Origin of the sequence: Xanthobacter wiegelii (assembly GCF_043193855.2) — a bacterium.
Classification (GTDB): domain Bacteria; phylum Pseudomonadota; class Alphaproteobacteria; order Rhizobiales; family Xanthobacteraceae; genus Xanthobacter; species Xanthobacter flavus_A.
In genome coordinates this window covers 5,044,347-5,062,684 of sequence record NZ_CM195529.1, presented here as the reverse complement: position 1 = coordinate 5,062,684, position 18,338 = coordinate 5,044,347, and the positions used below count along the sequence as shown (strand labels likewise).

Annotated in this window: 15 protein-coding genes; 8 read left to right on the top strand and 7 right to left on the bottom strand. The window is 66.9% G+C overall.

All coding sequences use genetic code 11. The features are described 5' to 3' along the window. Nucleotides 1-122 precede the first annotated feature (122 nt). Nucleotides 123-1,535 carry a pyridoxal phosphate-dependent decarboxylase family protein gene (locus V5F63_RS23650; RefSeq protein ID WP_394102953.1) on the top strand — a complete coding sequence of 471 codons (1,413 nt, stop codon included), beginning with the start codon at nucleotides 123-125 and terminating at the stop codon, nucleotides 1,533-1,535. On the opposite strand, the gene V5F63_RS23645 is transcribed toward V5F63_RS23650, so the two are convergent. The 6 genes from V5F63_RS23645 to coaBC all read right to left on the bottom strand — a co-directional run bounded on the left by V5F63_RS23645 (nucleotide 1,524) and on the right by coaBC (nucleotide 6,348). Continuing rightward, nucleotides 1,524-2,096: a DUF6456 domain-containing protein gene (locus tag V5F63_RS23645; RefSeq protein WP_394102954.1), complete on the bottom strand. Its 573-nt coding sequence runs from the start codon at nucleotides 2,094-2,096 to the stop codon at nucleotides 1,524-1,526. The genes V5F63_RS23650 and V5F63_RS23645 overlap by 12 nt on opposite strands. A 1-nt stretch (nucleotide 2,097) precedes the next feature. Continuing rightward, nucleotides 2,098-2,478, bottom strand: coding sequence for a helix-turn-helix domain-containing protein (locus V5F63_RS23640; protein ID WP_394102955.1), 381 nt, complete (start codon nucleotides 2,476-2,478; stop codon nucleotides 2,098-2,100). Between the two features lie 498 nt (nucleotides 2,479-2,976). After that, entirely contained in the window at nucleotides 2,977-3,960 is a 984-nt protein-coding gene (gene cysK, locus V5F63_RS23635) for a cysteine synthase A (protein WP_209486416.1), read from the bottom strand. A 195-nt stretch (nucleotides 3,961-4,155) separates the two neighbouring features. Then, nucleotides 4,156-4,596 carry an RrF2 family transcriptional regulator gene (locus V5F63_RS23630; RefSeq protein ID WP_209486414.1) on the bottom strand — a complete coding sequence of 147 codons (441 nt, stop codon included), beginning with the start codon at nucleotides 4,594-4,596 and terminating at the stop codon, nucleotides 4,156-4,158. Between the two features lie 73 nt (nucleotides 4,597-4,669). Next, a complete protein-coding gene (gene dut / locus V5F63_RS23625; protein WP_209486412.1) occupies nucleotides 4,670-5,134 on the bottom strand; it encodes a dUTP diphosphatase in 465 nt (154 codons plus the stop codon). Further along, complete coding sequence (gene coaBC / locus V5F63_RS23620) at nucleotides 5,131-6,348, bottom strand: bifunctional phosphopantothenoylcysteine decarboxylase/phosphopantothenate--cysteine ligase CoaBC (RefSeq protein ID WP_394102956.1); 1,218 nt, start codon at nucleotides 6,346-6,348, stop codon at nucleotides 5,131-5,133. Before coaBC ends, dut begins: the two co-directional genes overlap by 4 nt. 358 nt (nucleotides 6,349-6,706) lie before the next feature. On the opposite strand from coaBC, the gene V5F63_RS23615 reads away from it, so the two are divergent. Both V5F63_RS23615 and nifA read left to right on the top strand, forming a co-directional pair. After that, the gene (locus tag V5F63_RS23615) at nucleotides 6,707-9,091 is read left to right on the top strand and encodes a putative bifunctional diguanylate cyclase/phosphodiesterase (RefSeq protein ID WP_209486408.1); all 2,385 of its coding nucleotides are present in this window, start codon (nucleotides 6,707-6,709) and stop codon (nucleotides 9,089-9,091) included. A 332-nt stretch (nucleotides 9,092-9,423) separates the two neighbouring features. Then, the gene (gene nifA, locus V5F63_RS23610; RefSeq protein WP_394030263.1) at nucleotides 9,424-11,196 is read left to right on the top strand and encodes a nif-specific transcriptional activator NifA; all 1,773 of its coding nucleotides are present in this window, start codon (nucleotides 9,424-9,426) and stop codon (nucleotides 11,194-11,196) included. Between the two features lie 168 nt (nucleotides 11,197-11,364). Here nifA and V5F63_RS23605 read toward each other — a convergent pair whose 3' ends face one another. Then, nucleotides 11,365-12,591 carry an IS256 family transposase gene (locus V5F63_RS23605; RefSeq protein ID WP_394103232.1) on the bottom strand — a complete coding sequence of 409 codons (1,227 nt, stop codon included), beginning with the start codon at nucleotides 12,589-12,591 and terminating at the stop codon, nucleotides 11,365-11,367. A 291-nt stretch (nucleotides 12,592-12,882) separates the two neighbouring features. On the opposite strand from V5F63_RS23605, the gene V5F63_RS23600 reads away from it, so the two are divergent. The 5 genes from V5F63_RS23600 to V5F63_RS23580 all read left to right on the top strand — a co-directional run bounded on the left by V5F63_RS23600 (nucleotide 12,883) and on the right by V5F63_RS23580 (nucleotide 18,163). Beyond that, the gene (locus V5F63_RS23600; RefSeq protein WP_024281078.1) at nucleotides 12,883-13,077 is read left to right on the top strand and encodes a 4Fe-4S binding protein; all 195 of its coding nucleotides are present in this window, start codon (nucleotides 12,883-12,885) and stop codon (nucleotides 13,075-13,077) included. A gap of 168 nt (nucleotides 13,078-13,245) precedes the next feature. Further along, nucleotides 13,246-14,730 (top strand): Fe-S cluster assembly protein SufB, encoded by a 1,485-nt coding sequence (gene sufB / locus V5F63_RS23595; protein WP_394103205.1) that lies wholly within the window; start codon nucleotides 13,246-13,248, stop codon nucleotides 14,728-14,730. A gap of 59 nt (nucleotides 14,731-14,789) precedes the next feature. After that, a complete protein-coding gene (gene sufC / locus V5F63_RS23590) occupies nucleotides 14,790-15,551 on the top strand; it encodes a Fe-S cluster assembly ATPase SufC (protein WP_229645048.1) in 762 nt (253 codons plus the stop codon). Next, the gene (sufD, locus tag V5F63_RS23585; RefSeq protein WP_394103206.1) at nucleotides 15,551-16,894 is read left to right on the top strand and encodes a Fe-S cluster assembly protein SufD; all 1,344 of its coding nucleotides are present in this window, start codon (nucleotides 15,551-15,553) and stop codon (nucleotides 16,892-16,894) included. Before sufC ends, sufD begins: the two co-directional genes overlap by 1 nt. 3 nt (nucleotides 16,895-16,897) lie before the next feature. Continuing rightward, nucleotides 16,898-18,163 carry a cysteine desulfurase gene (locus V5F63_RS23580; RefSeq protein WP_394103207.1) on the top strand — a complete coding sequence of 422 codons (1,266 nt, stop codon included), beginning with the start codon at nucleotides 16,898-16,900 and terminating at the stop codon, nucleotides 18,161-18,163. Nucleotides 18,164-18,338 lie beyond the last annotated feature (175 nt).

The following is an 18,338-nucleotide window of genomic DNA, read 5'->3' as shown; positions in this document are numbered from 1 at the left end:
CCCGCGCCGGACACGAAGGCGGGAGGGTATGCCGTCCCGCTCAAGCTGTCGCAGTGCCCCGCGTTTGCCAGTCCGGCGAAGTCGGCTATGTCCCCGTCAGTGACGAGGACGGGACGAGGGACATGGACGGGGACACCTTCCGCCATTGGGCGCACGAGGCGGCGACCTTCGCGGCGGACTATCGCGAGACGCTGAGGGACCAGCCCGTCCGTGCCCGCACGAAGCCGGGCGAGATCGCGGCCCAGCTGCCCCCGAGCCCGCCGGAAGAGGCGGAGCCCATGGATGCGCTGTTTGAGGATTTCCGTCGCATCATCGTGCCGGGCATGACCCACTGGCAGCACCCGCGCTTCTTCGCCTATTTCCCCGCCAACGCCAGCCCCGCCAGCGTGATCGCGGAGATGCTCTCCTCCGCCATGGGCGCGCAATGCCTGCTGTGGCAGACGTCCCCGGCCGCGACCGAGCTTGAGGGCGTGGCGCTGGACTGGCTGCGTCAGGCGGTGGGCCTGCCTGATGATTTCACCGGGGTGATCCAGGATTCGGCTTCCTCCGCGACCCTCTGCGCCTTCCTCACCATGCGCGAGCGGGCGCTCGGCTTCACCGGCAACGCCACCGGCCTGTCCGGGCGGGAGCGGCTGCGGGTCTATGCTTCGGCGGAAGTTCATACCTCCATCGACCGGGCGGCGTGGGTGTCCGGCATCGGCGCCGAGAACCTCATCCGGATACCGACGAGGGGGCCGATGCGGGGGATGGACCCGGCCGCGCTGGAGGCCGCCATCGCCGCCGACCTCGCCGCCGGGCATCGGCCGGCCGGACTCGTTCTCTGCATGGGTGGAACCGGCACCGGCGCCATCGATTCCCCACCCGAACTCATTCGAATCGCGCATCGGCATGGCCTGTTCGTGCATGCCGATGCGGCGTGGGCGGGCACGGCGATGATCTGCCCCGAGTTCCGCGATCTGTGGGCGGGGGTGGAGGCGGCGGACAGCATCGTGCTCAATCCGCACAAATGGCTGGGCGTGCAGTTCGACTGCTCCGCCCATTACCTCCGCAATGTGGACGATCACCTGCGCACCCTGTCCATCCAGCCGGAGTATCTGAAGACCCACGGCCACGACGACATCACCAATTACAGCGAATGGACGGTGCAGCTCGGCCGCCGCTTCCGTGCGCTGAAGCTCTGGTTTGTCCTGCGTGCCCATGGACTTAACGGGCTCAGGGAGATGATGCGCAACCACGTGCGCTGGGCGCAGGCTTTGGCGGCAAGGCTCGCGCAAGAGCCGGGTTTCTCATTGGCCAGCACCCCGGTGCTCTCCCTCTTCACCTTCCGCCACGACCCCGGCGACGGGCGCGACCTCGACGCCCACATGCTGGCGATGCTCACTGCCATCAACGACGGCGGCGCCCTCTATCTCACGCCCACCCGCGTCGATGGGCACCTCGTCATCCGCTTCCAGGCGGGGGCGATGGAGACGACGGAAGGCGACGTGGACGCCGCCTTCCAGATCATCCGGGATACGGCCAAGTCATTGTCCTGATGAGGTTTCCGCCGCGGTCGCCTGCCAGGCCCGCATGGGCGTTCGGTCGCGGCCGGTGGCGGTAGTGGTAATTCCGTAATGTCCAGCGAGGCGATCGAGGGCGAGGCAGAGCACCACCTTCGCGGTGCGCGCCGGCCACCCCCGCTCCCGTTCCACTGTCTCCAACCCCTTGAGAAAACAGCAAACGTCCAGCAGAACGCCGGACAATTCCGGGCCCACCGCGGTGAGCGCCCGGGACACCCGGAGCTTCGCCGCCAGCACCATGTCGGTGAAGGCTTCCGGCGTCCCGGCCCCCGAGACCTCGCTCCAGCGGCTGGTGACGCGGGGGGTCAGATTGGCCCGGGTGAAATCCGCCCTCAGCCGTTCTCCCGCCTGCAATTGCGCCGCGTCCACCATGGCGCGACCGTCCTTGCCCTGCCGCCGGGCGAGCCAGGCGAGCGGGCTTTCCGCCGGGTTGAAGCCGGGCGACGGCGCTTTGGACTGCGCCGCGCCCTTCCGCTGTCGTCGGCAGGAAGTATCTGATTTCAAAGGGCGTTCTTTGGCGATGCCGGACGCTGCCATGTTACGCCTCCGCCGCCCAGCGCAGGCATGCTTCAAGCCGGCCGACCTTGTGGTCGAACGGCGCGGCGTCCCGCAATTCCTCGATGCGCCGGCAGGCATGGGCGACGGTGGACCGGTCCCGCCCGAACGCCGCCGCCACCGACGCCTGCGGAAGCCCCAGCCCCACATGGGCGAGATACATGGCGAGCTGCCGCGCCAGCGCCACCGGAGCCGTCGACCGGCTATGCGAGAGCAAAGCCTCCACACCCACGCCCGCATCAGCCGCCGCCACCGCGACGGCGATCTGGCAGCAAGGCTTCGAGCGATGTAGGCGGTATCCCCGTGCGGGGCTGACGGGAACGGAGGGTGGGCGGGAGACCGAGGGGGCAGGCAGGGGGCTCATCGGAAACGCTCATTGCAGGGAAAAAATTCCTACATCAATCATCTGCCCTTTCAAGAGGAGGCGGATAGAGCATGCAACCCCTGTTTGCAGGTGGCAATCATTAAACTATTTAATATCAGAAAGTTATATGTATCCGCGGCCAGGCTCAAGAATTCTCAGTCTAGGAATTTATCCTCCTGTCCTCGCCACAGCTCCAGCATCCGGCATACGCAATGGAGGGGGCGGTATGGCCGGAGTGCGGGGGACAGGCAGGCGGACGCACGCCTTCGCGGCCGAGGCGGCCGAGATGCAGGTCGGGCGGCTGATGCGGGGGCTCGAGGTATTCTGCGAGGGGCCGGAGGGCATTGCCCGGGCGTTGCGCCAAGTGCGAAAGGCGGCGCGGGCCGGCGGCGCCGGCTATGATCCGGCCCGCCACGCCGCCTTGCTGCGGCTCCAGCGGCAGGCCCGGACCGGCAGCGAGCCCCGCGCCCCGGCCGGTGCCGGGACGCGGGAAAAGGATCAGAGACCTTCGAACAGCGCGGTCGAAAGATAGCGCTCCGCGAAGGACGGGATGATGGCCACGATGGTCTTGCCGGCCATGTCGTCCCGCACCGCCAGCTCCAGCGCGGCCGCCACGGCGGCACCGGAGGAGATGCCGCCGGGAATGCCTTCATAACGGGCGAGGGCGCGGGCGGTGTCGAAGGCTGTCTGGTTGCCCACGGTCACCACCTCGTCGATCACCGAGCGATCCAGCACTTCCGGCACGAAGCCGGCGCCGATGCCCTGGATCTTGTGGGGGCCGGGAGGGCCGCCGGAGAGCACCGGGGAATCCTCCGGCTCCACCGCGATCATCTTCAGCGAGGCCTTGCGCGGCTTCAGCACCTGGCCGATGCCGGTGATGGTGCCGCCAGTGCCGACGCCGGCGACAACAGCGTCCACCTTGCCGTTGGTGTCGTTCCAGATCTCCTCCGCCGTGGTGCGGCGGTGCACGTCGGGATTCGCCTTGTTCTTGAACTGCTGGGGCATCACCGCCTTGGGCATCTCGGAGATGATCTGCTCGGCCCGGGCCACGGCGCCCTTCATACCGAGATTGGCGGGGGTCAGCACCAGCTCGGCGCCGAGCAGGGTCAGCATCTTGCGCCGCTCGATGGACATGCTCTCCGGCATGACCAGGATGAGCCGGTAGCCGCGCGCCGCCGCGACGAAGGCGAGCGCGATGCCGGTGTTGCCGGAGGTCGGCTCCACCAGCACGGTGTCGGCGTCGAGCACGCCGGCCTCTTCCATCGCGTCGATCATGGCGACGCCGATGCGGTCCTTGACGCTGCTGATGGGATTGAAGAATTCGAGCTTGGCGAGAATGTCCGCCTTGGCCCCGCGCAGCTCCGGAAGCCGCTTGAGCCGCACCAGCGGCGTGCTGCCAATGGTCTCGGTGATAGAATCATAGACCCGCCCCCGGCCCACGAGGGGGGCGGAGGACACGATCTTGGCGGCAGGTTGTGCCATGGGCGATCTCCTTTTTGTTTCGTCGTGTCTGCCATGGGCGGGCCGCAGGGTCCGGACCCGCAGGGGCAGTTTCGGGCATCTTGGTCGGGGATGTGTCCTCCCCGAGGGGCACTCTTCGATCGCGGAACTAGACCCCTTTTCCGCAGGAAGGTCGATGTCGGAGAGGTCCCGCAATCGCCGATCCGGGCCGGGAGCCTAGATGGCGAAGTCGATCCTTTCGTGCTCGGAGCCGTGGCCCTTGTCGTCGGCGGCGCGGCACAGGTCCTCGAGCGTCACGCCGTCGAGCGCGGTGTCGAAGGTGTCTTCCGCCGCAGCCACGGCCGGCTGGACCACGTCCGTCACCAGCGGTGGCAGGATGATTTCCTTTTCCTCCTCGGCGCCTTCCACCACCCGGACGATCTCGGCCACGGAGACCCGGCGGCGTTCCCGCGCCAGCTCATAGCCGCCGCGCGGGCCACGCACGCCCTTGAGGACGCCGGCATGGACGAGGGCCTGCAGCACCGGCTCCAGCCGGCGAGGGGGAAGTCCGTGGCGGGCGGCCAGCGCCTTGGCGGCCACCGGCGCGCCCCGGGCATGCACGGCCACATCCACCACGGCGGCGATCGCGAGAAGGCTCTTGTCGGAAAGGCGCGGCATCGGAGGAACGGCTTCCTTTAAAGGGAGCGTCTCGAAAGGTGAAACTGCTCCCGGCCGTCCACCGACGGCTAAATCACGGGGAACCGAGGCCTGTGGATCCAAAACCACCGGAACCGCGTGCAGTTTGGCTCAATTCTCCGGATTCTTCCAGCATTATTTGAACGACGGGGGCCACGACCATCTGCGCAATCCGCATGCCCCGGCTGATCTCGACGCTTGCGCGGCCATGGTTCACGAGCAGCACGGCGATCTCGCCACGGTAATCGCAATCCACGGTTCCGGGCGAATTCAACACCGTCACGCCGTGGTTCCTGGCCAGCCCCGAGCGCGGCCGCACCTGCGCCTCGAAGCCCTCCGGCAGGGCGATGGCGAAGCCGGTGGGGATGGCGGCGCAATCGCCGGGCGCGAGGCTGAGGGGCGCGTCGGCCGGCAGGGCGCAGGTAAGATCCATGCCGGCGGCGCCGGGGGTCGCATAGGCGGGCAGGGGCAGCCCTGCGGCGTGGGGCAGGCGCTGGATCTTCACAGGGGGTGTTGTCACGAACGGGTTCCCGAGAGTTCTGCGGCGATGCGGGCGACGAGTTGGCGGGCGACCTCGGCCTTGGTGGCGGAGGGCCAGTCCTCGACGCCGGCCGCGGTGACGAGATGAACGGTGTTGCTGTCCCCGCCCATGATGCCCGTGGTCGGGGTCACGTCGTTGGCGACGATCCAGTCGCACCCCTTGCGCAGGCGCTTGTCGCGCGCATGGGCCACCACCTCCTCGGTTTCGGCGGCGAACCCGACGACCAGGCGCGGGCGCAGGGTGTGATGGCGGGAGACCGAGGCGAGGATGTCGGGGTTCTCCACCAGCATCAGCGTGGGGGCGCCGCCGCCGTCCTTCTTGATCTTCTGTTCCGAGGCGTCCGCCACCCGCCAGTCAGCGACGGCCGCGGCGAACACGGCGGCGTCCACGGGCAGGTTCTCCTCCACCGCGGCCATCATGTCGCGGGCGCTCTCCACATGGATCACCCGCACGCCCTCGGGGTCGGGGACCTCCGCCGGACCGGAGACGAGGACCACATCGGCGCCGGCGGCGCGGGCCGCGGCGGCGATGGCGTGGCCCTGCTTGCCGGAGGAGCGGTTGGCGATATAGCGCACCGGATCGATGGGCTCGTGGGTCGGGCCTGAGGTGATGAGGACGCGGCGCCCGGCGAGCAGCCGGGACGGGCCTTCGCCGAAATGTGCCTCGATGGCCGCGACGATCTCCATCGGCTCGGCCATGCGACCCTCGCCGAACTCGCCGCGCTCGGCCATGGCACCCGCATTGGGGCCGACCACCGAAATGCCGTCCGCCCTCAGGCGGGCGACATTCCGGCAGGTGGCCGGATGCGCCCACATGCGCGGATTCATGGCGGGAGCGACCAGCACCGGCTTGTCGGTGGCCAGCAGGCAGTTGGTGGCGAGGTCGTCGGCGAGGCCGTGGGCCATGCGGGCGAGAAGGTCTGCCGTCGCCGGTGCGACGACGAGGAGGTCGGCCTCCCGCGACAGGCGGATGTGGCCGATGTCATGCTCGGCCGTGAGATCGAAAAGGTCGGTGAACACCCGCTCGCCGGTGATGGCGCCGACCGACAGCGGCGTGACGAATCGCCCGGCGGCCTCGGTCATGATGGCGCGAACCAGCGCGCCGCGCTCTTTCAGCCGGCGGGCCAGATCGAGGCACTTGTAGGCGGCGATCCCTCCCCCGATGAGGAGGAGGATGCGCTTGTCCTTCAGCATCTGCGGCTCCCTGTGCGGTGCCTTTGCGGCGCCCCTTGCTTGGCTTCCCTGGCGTCTCCTGCCGCAGTACAGCACGCGACGGCCGCCATGCAACGCGCCATGCGACGGCACCATACACCGCGCCGGCAGCACATCACTGGGTTGGCCGGGGTATGTGTGTACGTGCGCCATGCATCTCAAAGTAGTATTCACTTGCGCGGCGCTCGCGGGAGCGCATCTTGCCGGTGGGGCATAGGCCATCCATCAGATGCTCCTGAAAAAAGTCGCTGAAGAAATCGGTGGTCGAAGGTATGATTACACGCCGACCAGGCAGCCCGCGTGCTGGCGCGCGGTCAAATGGGCCATTAGAATCCGCGATATGAAAGGTATTTCGGGTCAAGTCGCGAGCGCAGACGGGGCGGGAGGCCCCGAGGCCGCGCGTCTCCGGGCTTTCGGCGGCGAGTTCATCGACAAGGCCCTTGAGCGGCAATTCCGCCTCGCCTGCCTCGAGGAAACCCAACGGCACGCGCGCCTGCTGTTCGCCGCCTCGGTGATTCTCAACGCCCTGTTCCTGATGAGTGACTGGCGATTCGCCGGGACCCCGCATTTCGTGGTCGCGGTGAGTGCCCGGCTCGTGGTGGTGGCGCTGTCGCTCTTATGCCTCGTGGCCGTCCAGGTCGCCACCACGCCGGGGCGGATGACGGCCATCTATGTCACGTGGCTCTGGGGCATATCGGCTGCCATCGCCGTATTGGTCAGTTCGCACAGCGACCTCGCCCTGTTCGTGGTGATGCTGCTGCCGACCGTCTTCTATCTGGCCGTGCCGATCCCGTTCGGCTGGCTGGTGTCCGGCGGGTTCGGGGCCAGCGCCCTGCTGCTCCTGGGCTATCTCGATGGCTCGACGGGCTGGCAGACGGGGATGGGGCTGGCCCTCGCCGTGGCCGTGCTCAACACCATGCTGGCCCTCGTCGCCGCCCGCGCCAACCGCACCGAGCGGCGCTTCTGGTCGGTGGTGCGGGCTGAGCGGGAGGCGAACGAGAAGCTCCGCGCCAGCGAGGACATCCTCGAGAACACATTCCAGGCGGTGCCCATGCCCCTCGTGGTCGCGGGGCTCGACGACGGCCGGCACATCAAGTCCAACGAGGCCGCGCGGCGGTTCTACGGCGGGACGCTGGACCTGCCAGACGCTGCCGGCCTGTGCCAGGCCGCGCTGGGGGGCAACGATGCCGAGGCCCTGCGCGAGCGCCTCCGCCGCGACGGCATGGCCACCGAATTCGAGACCACGGTGACCCTTGCCGATGGCGAGGAGCGCCAGGTGGTGCTTGCTGCCGCGGTCACGCCCTCCGGGCCCATGCCTAATCTCGTGGCGGCACTGGTGGACGTCACCGACCGCCGCGCGGCCGAGCGGCAGGCCCGCTATGCGGCGAGCCACGATGCGCTGACGGGGCTGCCGAACCGCGCGGCCTTCCACGAGGGCCTGGAGGCCGCGCTCGCCCGCCGCAAGCCGGGGCAGGGCATCTGCGTGCTGCTCATGGACCTCGACGGGCTCAAGGACGTCAACGACACCCTCGGCCACGATGCGGGCGATGCGGTTCTCATGGAGACCGCCCATCGGCTCGACGCCCTGATCGACCAGCCGGCCCTCATTGCCCGGCTTGGCGGCGACGAATTCGTATGCGCTGTGGAAGGACCTGATCCGATCGGGCTGGGCCGGCGTCTCGCCCAGAGCATCCTCGTCGAGCTGCGGCGGCCGCTGCTCCATGCCGGCCGGCATTTTTCCACCCGCGCGAGCGTCGGCATCGCCGCCTGCCCGGAACACGACTGTTCCTATGGCGAACTGATGAAGGACGCCGACCTCGCCCTCTACGCCGCCAAGCAGCAGGGCCGGAACCGCGTGGTCGTCTACGCCCCCGCCATGCGCCAGGCGGTGCTGGAGCGCGTGGCGCTGAACCGGGCCATGATCGGCGCGCTCGCCGATGACGAGATCGTGCCCTACTACCAGCCCAAGGTGTCGCTGACGACCGGCCGCCTCGCCGGGGTGGAGGCGCTGGTGCGCTGGCGGCGCTCGCCGCACAGCATCCTGTCGCCCTCCGCCTTCGAGGCCGCGCTCTCCGATCCCGAGCTTGCCGTGCTCATCGGCGAGCGCATGGTACGCCGGGTGGCCAGCGACGTGCGCGGCTGGATCGAGCTCGGCTTCGACTGCGGCCGCGTCGCCATCAACCTTGCGCCCGCCCAGTTCAACAATCGCGACCTCGCGCCGACCCTGCTCCGCCAGTTCCATGCCGCGGGCGTGGAGCCATCGCATTTCGACGTGGAGATCACCGAGACCGTCTTCCTCGGGCGCAGTTCGGAGCATGTGGCGCCGATCCTCGAGGAGCTGGACCGCGCGGGGGTGCGCGTCGCCCTCGACGATTTCGGCACCGGCTATGCCGGCCTCATCCACCTCAAGCAGCTGCCCATCGACACCATCAAGATCGACCAGAGCTTCGTGAAGGACATCGAGCGGGATGCCTTCGACACCGCGATCGTCTGCGCGGTGATCGAGCTCGGACGCAAGCTCGGCATGCGCGTGGTGGCCGAGGGGCTGGAGACCGCGGGGCAGGCGCGGTTCCTGCGCGACAACGGCTGCGAACTGGCACAGGGCTTCCTGTTCTTCCGACCGCTCGCGGCGCCGGAAATGGCTGACCTGCTCCGCGCCGAGCGCCCGGACACCGCGGCCGCCCGACTCGCGCTGTTCTCACAGCCGCTCATCGCAAGGCTGTGAAACGGGTCCTTGCTGCGCCTGCGTCTTTCACGCTGCACTGCAGAGGTCAGACTGAGGAAAGTTGCGGCAAGTAGAAGCGCCTTGATTTCGCTGGGCGAAATCTTTTTGCCGGATACAGGCCCATATCGTCCCTTCTCTGACAATTGGACCCCAGATGGCCGGCGCAAATGGCCAAGTTGTCGCAGCAAACGCGACAATCGGCATGCCCATGCTCAAACAATCATCAAATCTTGCCGTCAGCTTGGGCACGACATGCGAATAAAACTAAATCAAAGTGTCGCCAATCATACAAAATGGGTGGGGACGGTGCCTGGGGTGATGGAGAGAGCACCATGGTTCAGCAGGAAGCGTTGCAAATCGAGCGCGAGCAGGCGCGATCTCATGTGCCCCTCGTCTCACTGAGCGACGTGGCTCTGACCGGGATCTACGAGATCTCGAAGATCCTGACGGCCCCGAATCGCCTGGAGACCACGCTGTCGAGCGTGGTGAATCTTCTCTCGTCCTTCATGCAGATGCGCCATGGCGTGATTTCGCTGCTCGAAGACGATGGCATTCCCGACATCACCGTCGGTGGCGGCTGGAACGAGGGCACCGATGCGCGCTATCGCGCGCGGCTGCCGGAGAAAGCCATCGGCCAGGTGATCGCGACCGCCGTGCCGCTCATCGCCGAGAATGTCGCCTCTCACCCCGCCTTCAGCGCGGCGGATGCGCAGGCCCTCGGCGCCAGCGAGGACACGCGGGTGTCTTTCATCGGCGTTCCCATCCGCGTCGCCTCCCGCGTCATCGGCACGCTCACCATCGACCGCGTGTGGGACGGGCGCTCCGTGTTCCGGCTCGATTCGGATGTGCGCTTCCTGACCATGGTGGCGAACCTCATCGGCCAGACGGTGCAGCTGCATCGCGTCGTCTCGCGCGACCGCGAGCGGCTGATGGCGGAAAGCGGCCGTCTGCAGAAGCAATTGTCGGAGCTGAAGCCGTCCTCTGTCAGCCGCGAGCGCAAGCGCGTCTATGTCGACGGCATCATCGGCGACAGCCGCGAAATCCGCGCCCTGCTCGACAAGATCATGATCGTAGCCAAGTCCCATTCGCCAGTGTTGCTGCGCGGTGAATCGGGCACCGGCAAGGAGCTGATCGCGAAAGCCATCCACGAGCTCTCGCCCCGCCAGAAGGGACCCTTCATCAAGCTGAACTGCGCCGCCTTGCCCGAATCCGTTCTGGAGTCCGAGCTGTTCGGCCACGAGAAGGGGGCCTTCACCGGTGCCGTCGGTGCGCGCAAGGGGCGCTTCGAGCTCGCCGACAAGGGTACGCTCTTCCTCGATGAGATCGGCGAGATTTCACCGGCCTTCCAGGCGAAGCTGCTGCGGGTGCTCCAGGAACAGGAGTTCGAGCGGGTCGGCGGCAGTCACACCCTCAAGGTGAACGTGCGCGTCGTTGCCGCCACCAACCGGAACCTGGAAGAGGCGGTGGCCAAGAACGAATTCCGAGCCGACCTTTATTACCGCATCAGCGTCATCCCGGTGATCGTGCCCTCGCTGCGCGACCGCCGTGGAGATATCCCATTGCTCGCCAACGAGTTCCTCGATCGCTTCAATCGCGAGAACGGCCGGGACCTGCAGTTCAATCAGGATGCCGTGGACGTGCTGATGGGGTGCGGCTTCCCCGGAAACGTGCGCGAGCTGGAGAATTGCGTGCAGCGGACCGCGACTTTGGCGCAGGGCAGCGCGATCGTCGGCGACGACTTCGCCTGCCGTCACAACGAATGCCTGTCGGCGCTCCTGTGGCGCAGCCCGGCCGACGCGCCGCAGACGCGCCGGCCCATGGACATCCCTCTGCCGGTGATGCCGCCGGTGATCAGCGGTGAGGCTGCGAATTCCAACACCGCCTCGCGCCTGCCGCCGCTGACCGTTCCTGTTCCCGCGCCTGCCCCTGCGGTGCCGGTCCGGTCCGCGATTGCGGACGAGGACCTGAACGAGCGCGAGCGTCTGGTGGACGCCATGGAGCGCGCCGGGTGGGTGCAGGCCAAGGCCGCGCGCCTGCTGGGGCTGACGCCCCGCCAGATCGGCTATGCCCTCAAGAAGCACGACATCGAGATCAAGCGCTTCTGAACGGCGACCCGCCGCTCTCCAACCCCGTCACCCTTCGCGACATATGCCCCCCTCGCCAGCCGGCGAGGGGGGCTTTTCATTTTTGGCCGAGGCTCCGCGCCAGGTCGTGTCGCGAATGCTGTGGAAATTCCCTGGCGGCGCGCTCCGGGCATGTGGATGCTCGGTTTTTCAGGCGGCGAGGTCAAGGGGCATCGGTTCGATGGGCTGAGAGAGAGTTTCCCAGCCATCAACCTTTCGCATCTGGATCTGGCCGGAGGCGAGCAGCGCCCAGAGTAGCATCGGCACGGTCTCGGCACAGGGCAGGACGGTTTGGGTCTTGATGCGGCGGCGGAATTCCTCGTTCAGGCGCTCGATGGCGTTTGTGGTCCGGGCGGACTTCCATTGCGATGGATCGAGGCGGGTGAAGGTGAAGAGCCGCGCCCCGGCTTCTTCAAGGCTGTCGGCCACCGCCCGGCACTTCAGGCGCCACTTGCGCAGGAAGGCCTTGCGCTTCTTCTCGATCTCGGCCGCGGTCTCGGCGTAGATCATGTCGCGATAATCCTCGGTCAGCTCATCCTGCATGTGCTTCGGGGCGTGGGCCAGGAGGTTGCGGTGCTTGTGAACCGTGCAGCGCTGGATGGGCAGGCCGTCGCCCCAGAGCGCCACCAGCGCGGCCTCCAGCCCCGGGGCACCGTCGACGATCACGAATTCGGGCCGCTTCAGGCCGCGTGCGTCCAGATCGTCGAGGAACTGCCGCCAGGCGGCCGTGCTCTCCCCGCCCATGTTTCTGATGGATAACAGCACCTTCTGCCCATCCCGGCGCACGCCGATTGCGGCCAACACCGAGATGTTCGTGGCCTTGCGGTCCAGCCGGGTCTTGATCACGGTGCCGTCGAGGATCAGGCGGACGATGTCCTCATCGGCCAGACTGCGGGCACACCAGGCGTCCCAGTCCACCTTCACCTTGCGCCAAGCGCGGCTGACCACGTCCTTGCTGACGGCCCCCTCGAACAGCCCAAACAGCGCCCGCTTGACGCGCCGGGTGTTGGTGCCAGCAAGATAGACCGCCGCGATCAGCGCCTCGGCCTTCTTCGTCAGCCGCTGATAACGGGGCAGCGCCTTCGACCGCCATTCCGTGACCTTGCCAGTGTCGCCCTCGATCCGGGCGCGCGGCACCCGCACCGTCTCGGTGCCGAACGTGCCGGTGATCTGACGCTCTCGGTGCCCGTGGCGATAGCCTTTCGCGGGACCATCGCCCCGGTCGTACCGAAGGCGGCCGAGAAAGCTGGCGAGTTCCTCTTCGAACACGGCTTCGATGGTCGCACGGACGTTGACCCGCAGCCGCTCCTCGATCGGGTCAAACCCGGCCTCCCCGGCCAGTAGCGCAAAGCTCAAAGTGTCAGTAATCTGGTTCATGGCGTGATCTCCCTGGCGGTTCCAGCCGCCGGTTGGGTGGTTGCAAGTCACCCGGAGATTACGCCGCCTTCAAATTTCCACCACTTCCGAGACACGACCCCGCGCCATCCGCCGGGCGACCCGGGCGTGAGCTGTCCCCGCTGTCGCACTTGCGACAGCGTGTCGGGTGAACGACAGCGGCGCGCGTCGCCAGCTTTCAGGAATAACAATTAAAAATCAATTTGTTGGACGATGGCACGTTGCTTGAAAGAGGCTCTTCGCCTGCCAATCTGCACAGCGCGGAGCTAGCCCATGGCCTACAAGATCGTCGCGTCCCAGTGCACCGTCTGCGGTGCCTGCGAATTCGAGTGCCCGAATGCTGCCATCAGCCTCAAGCGGGACATGTATGTGATCGACCCCAAGAAGTGCACCGAGTGCGAGGGGCATTTCGACAAAGCCCAGTGCGCCGTGGTGTGCCCGGTGGAGAACACCTGCGTCCCGGCCTGACGCCGGTGGCGCCCTGGTGGGGCTGTCGGCTCGCTCCGGACCGGGGCGCCTCCATGGTTCCGGCGGGCCTGACCCCCACACCCAACGAGGTTGGAGCCAGCCGGGCTCCACTCTCCGATCCCCGCGCGGCGGTTCGCGCCGTAGCCTGACAGTTGAATGGAGGACCAGATGGCGGCCGTACAGGACACAGTCGAGCAGGTTCGTTCCATCGACGTCGACCAGTACAAATATGGATTCGAGACCAACATCGAATCCGAGAAGGCGCCGAAGGGCCTCTCCGAAGAGGTGATCCGCTTCATCTCGGCCAAGAAGGAAGAGCCGGAGTGGATGCTGCAGTGGCGCCTCGACGCCTATGCCCGCTGGCTCACGATGCAGGAGCCGGAGTGGGCGCGCGTCAGCTATCCGCAGATCGACTTCCAGGACCTCTACTATTATTCCCAGCCAAAGAAGTTCAAGGCGCCGAAGTCGCTGGACGAGGTCGATCCGGAAATCCTGAAGACCTACGAGAAGCTCGGCATCCCGCTCCGGGAGCAGGTGATCCTGGCCGGCGTGGAAATGCCCGAGGGCGAGCGACCGAAAATCGCGGTGGACGCGGTGTTCGACAGCGTCTCGGTGGCCACCACCTTCAAGGAGGAGCTGAAGGCTGCCGGCGTGATCTTCATGCCCATCTCCGAGGCCCTGCGCGAGCATCCCGATCTGGTGAAGCAGTATCTGGGCAGCGTGGTGCCGGCGACCGACAATTATTATGCGACATTGAACCAGGCGGTGTTCTCGGACGGCTCGTTCGTCTACATCCCGCCGGGCGTGCGCTGCCCGATGGAGCTGTCCACCTATTTCCGCATCAACGAGAAGAACACCGGCCAGTTCGAGCGCACTCTCATTATCGCCGACAAGGGCTCCTACGTCTCCTATCTCGAAGGCTGCACCGCGCCCATGCGCGACGAGAACCAGCTGCACGCCGCCGTGGTGGAACTGGTCGCCCTCGATGATGCCGAGATCAAGTATTCCACCGTCCAGAACTGGTACCCCGGCGATTCCGAGGGCAAGGGCGGCATCTATAATTTCGTGACCAAGCGCGGCGATTGCCGCGGGAAGAACTCCAAGATCTCCTGGACCCAGGTGGAGACCGGATCGGCCATCACCTGGAAGTATCCGAGCTGCGTGCTGCGCGGCGAGGGGTCCTCCGGCGAGTTCTACTCCATCGCCATTTCCAACGGTCGCCAGCAGGTGGATTCCGGCACCAAGATGATCCATCTCGGCAAGAACACCACGAGCCGGATCATCTCCAAGGGCATTTCGGCCGGTAAGTCCAACAACACCTATCGCGGCCTCGTCTCGGCCCATCGCAAGGCGGCCGGCGCGCGCAACTTCACCAATTGCGACTCGCTGCTCATCGGCGACCTCTGCGGCGCGCATACCGTGCCGTATATCGAGGCCAAGAACCCCACGGCGCAGTTTGAGCACGAGGCCACCACCTCGAAGATCTCGGAAGACATGCTGTTTTACTGCATGCAGCGCGGCCTCTCGCAGGAAGATGCCGTCGCTCTCGTCGTGAACGGTTTCGTCCGTGACGTGCTCCAGCAGCTTCCCATGGAGTTCGCCGTCGAGGCGCAGAAGCTCATCTCCATCAGCCTGGAAGGCAGCGTCGGCTGACGCCTCCCAGTCTTCTTTCAGTCGCGTCGCCGGGCAACGATAACCAGAGGATCTTCACCATGGCTCCCCTTCTCGAAATCAAGGACCTCCATGCCGAGATCGCTGGGGGGCGCAAGATCATCAACGGGATGAACCTCACCATCAATCCCGGTGAGGTTCATGCCATCATGGGGCCGAACGGCGCCGGCAAATCCACGCTGTCCTACGTTCTCTCCGGCAAGCCGGGCTATGAGATCACCGGCGGCGAGGTCATCTTCCGCGGTGTCAACCTGCTCGACCTCTCCCCGGACGAGCGCGCCGCGCAGGGGCTGTTCCTCTGCTTCCAGTATCCGCTGGAAATCCCCGGCGTCTCCAACATGGCTTTCCTGCACACCGCGGTGAACAGCCAGCGCAAGAAGCGCGGCGAGGTGGAACTGACTTCTCCCGAGCTGGTGCGCAAGGTGCGCGAGCTGGGCAAGCAGCTGGGCATCGACGCCGACATGCTGAAGCGCCCGGTGAATGTGGGCTTCTCCGGTGGCGAGAAGAAGCGCAACGAGACGCTGCAGATGATGCTTCTGGAGCCTTATTTCTGCGTGCTCGACGAGGCGGACTCGGGCCTCGACATCGATGCGCTCAAGGTGGTCTCCAACGGCGTGAACGCCCTGCGCTCGCCCGAACGCTCGATGCTGGTCATCACCCACTATCAGCGCTTGCTCGACTATATTGTCCCGGACGTGGTGCATGTCTTCAATGCCGGCCGCATCGTCCACACGGGTGGCAAGGAACTGGCGCTGGAGCTTGAGGCCACCGGCTACGCCCAGTACCAGAGCGAGGCCGCGTGATGGCCACGACAGCTCCGGCCATCGTCCGTCCCATGAAGACCGGCGCCGAACTGGCGCTGGCCGAGACCTTCGCCGCCGTGCGCGCCAGCCTGCCCGGCGGTCCCGACGTGGCGGCCCAGCGCACGGCGGCTTTCGAGACCTTCGCCGATGCGGGCCTGCCGCACCGCCGGGTCGAGAGCTGGAGATACACCGACCTGCGCGCCCTGATGCGCGATGCCAAGCCCCTCGCACCGCTGCCCGACGCGGACGCCAAGGCGAAGGCGGTGGCCGCCGGCGGCCTCTTCTCCGCCCTCGGCTTCCGTCGCCTCGTGGTGGTGAACGGCGCCTTCGTGCCCGAGCTGTCCGATCTCTCGGGTCTGGAGCCCGGCCTCACCATCGCCTCCACGGCGGATGCGCTGGCCGATCCGGCGGGCCTTCCCGCAAGCTACCTCGGCCGCACTGTTGCTTCGTCTGACGCCGTGCTCGCCCTCAACACCGCACTCATGGGCGACGGCGTCGTGGTGCATGTTGCCGCCGGCGCATCGATCCTGCGGCCGGTGGAGCTGGTGTTCGTGACCACCGCCGAGACACCGGTGGCCGCCTTCACCCGCTCGCTGGTGGTGGTGGAGGATGGCGCCAGCCTCTCCCTTATCGAGAGCCATGAAGGGCCTGCGGGCATCGCCTATCAGGTCAATACGGCGCTGGAGCTGGTGGTGGGCGCCGGCGCAACGTTCGAGCGCGTCAAGGTGACGACCGAAGGCAGCGACGCGGTACATCTCGCCACGATGCTGGCGAAGGTGGGCGCCGACGCGCGCTTCTCCAACACCTTCTTCACCACCGGCGGCGCCGTGGTGCGCAACCAGCTTCTGCTGCATCTCGCGGGAGAGAACGTGAAGGCGCACATGGGCGGCGTGAGCCTGCTCGCGGGCAAGCAGCACGCCGACACCCTGCTCTCCGTGGACCATGCGGCGCCGGCCGGCGAGAGCCGCGAATCCTTCCGCGCAGTGCTGGACGGCGCCTCCCAGGACATCTTCCAGGGCAAGATCGCCGTGCGTCAGGCGGCGCAGAAGACCGACGCCCGGATGCTCAGCCGCGCGCTGCTGCTGACCGAGACGGCGGAATCCTGCAATAAGCCGGAGCTGGAGATCTTCGCCGACGATGTGCAGTGCGGCCACGGCTGCACCACCGGCACGCTCGACCAGCAGATCAAGTTCTATCTCATGGCCCGGGGCATTCCCGCCAAGGAGGCCGAGGCGCTGCTCATCCAGGCCTTCGTCGGCGAGGTGATCGACGCCATCGGTGAGGAGGGCATCCGCACCGCCCTCGCCGAGGCGACGCGCGCCTGGCTGCTGGGACGGGAGTGAATGATGACCGCCCCTTCCCCGGTCGCCCTTCACCCCGCGGTCTCGAACGGCTCCTACGACGTGATGCGCGTGCGCGAGGATTTCCCGATCCTCGGCCTCAAGGTCAACGGCAAGCCGCTCGTCTATCTCGACAATGGCGCCTCGGCGCAGAAGCCGAAGGCGGTGCTCGACCGCATCCAGCAGGTCTACACGTCCGAATACGCCAATGTGCATCGCGGCCTGCACTATCTCGCCAATGCCGCGACCGAGGCCTATGAGGGCGGCCGCCATGCGGTGCAGCGCTTCCTCAATGCCGCGCGGCCGGAAGAGATCATCTTCACCCGCAGCGCCACGGAAGCGATCAACCTCGTCGCCGCCACCTTCGGCAAGGCTCGCATCAAGGAGGGCGACGAGATCGTCCTCTCCATCATGGAGCACCACGCCAACATCGTGCCGTGGCACTTCCTGCGCGAGAACCAGGGTGCGGTGCTGAAGTGGGCGCCGGTGGACGACGAGGGCAACTTTCTCCTCGATGAATTCGAGAAGCTGCTCACGGACCGCACCAAGCTGGTGGCCATCACCCAGATGTCCAACGTGCTGGGCACCACCGTCCCGGTGAAGGAGGTGGTGAAGATCGCCCACGCGCGCGGCATCCCCGTGCTGGTGGACGGCTCCCAGGGCGCGGTCCACCTCGATGTGGACGTGCAGGATATCGACTGCGACTTCTACATCATCACCGGCCACAAGCTCTATGGCCCCACGGGCATCGGCGCGCTCTATGGCAAGTATGAGCATCTCGAGGCCATGCCGCCCTTCAATGGCGGCGGGGAAATGATCCGCGAAGTGCGGCAGGATTCCATCACCTATGGCGATCCGCCCCACCGGTTCGAGGCAGGCACGCCGGCCATCGTGCAGGCCGCGGGGCTCGGGGCCGCGCTCGACTACATCCAGTCCATCGGCAAGGCGCGCATCCGCGCCCACGAGAACGAGCTCTGTCGCTATGCGCAGGAGCGGCTGGGCGAGCTGAACTCGGTGCGCATCATCGGCACGGCCAAGGAGAAGGGCGCCATCATCTCGTTCGAGATCGCCGGCGCCCATGCCCACGACTTCGCGACGCTCATCGACAATGACGGCATCGCGGTGCGTGCCGGCACCCATTGCGCCATGCCGCTCCTGGAGCGGTTCGGCGTCGCGGCCACCTGCCGGGCCTCCTTCGGGCTTTACAACACGCGCGACGAAGTAGACCGCTTCGTCGCGGCGCTCAGCAAGGCGCAGGAGCTGATCGGCTGACACGGGCGTCGCGCGCGCCCAAGGCATCTTTCTCATGGACTACGACGGGCCGGCATCGCCGGCCCGTTTTGCGTTGGTCGATGACCATCCGAAAGGGAAGGTCGACAATGTGACAGGCCGGCGCACGCCGCCATTGTCAGGTTTCAACAGGCCCGATCAGCGGCTCCGGAGTGTC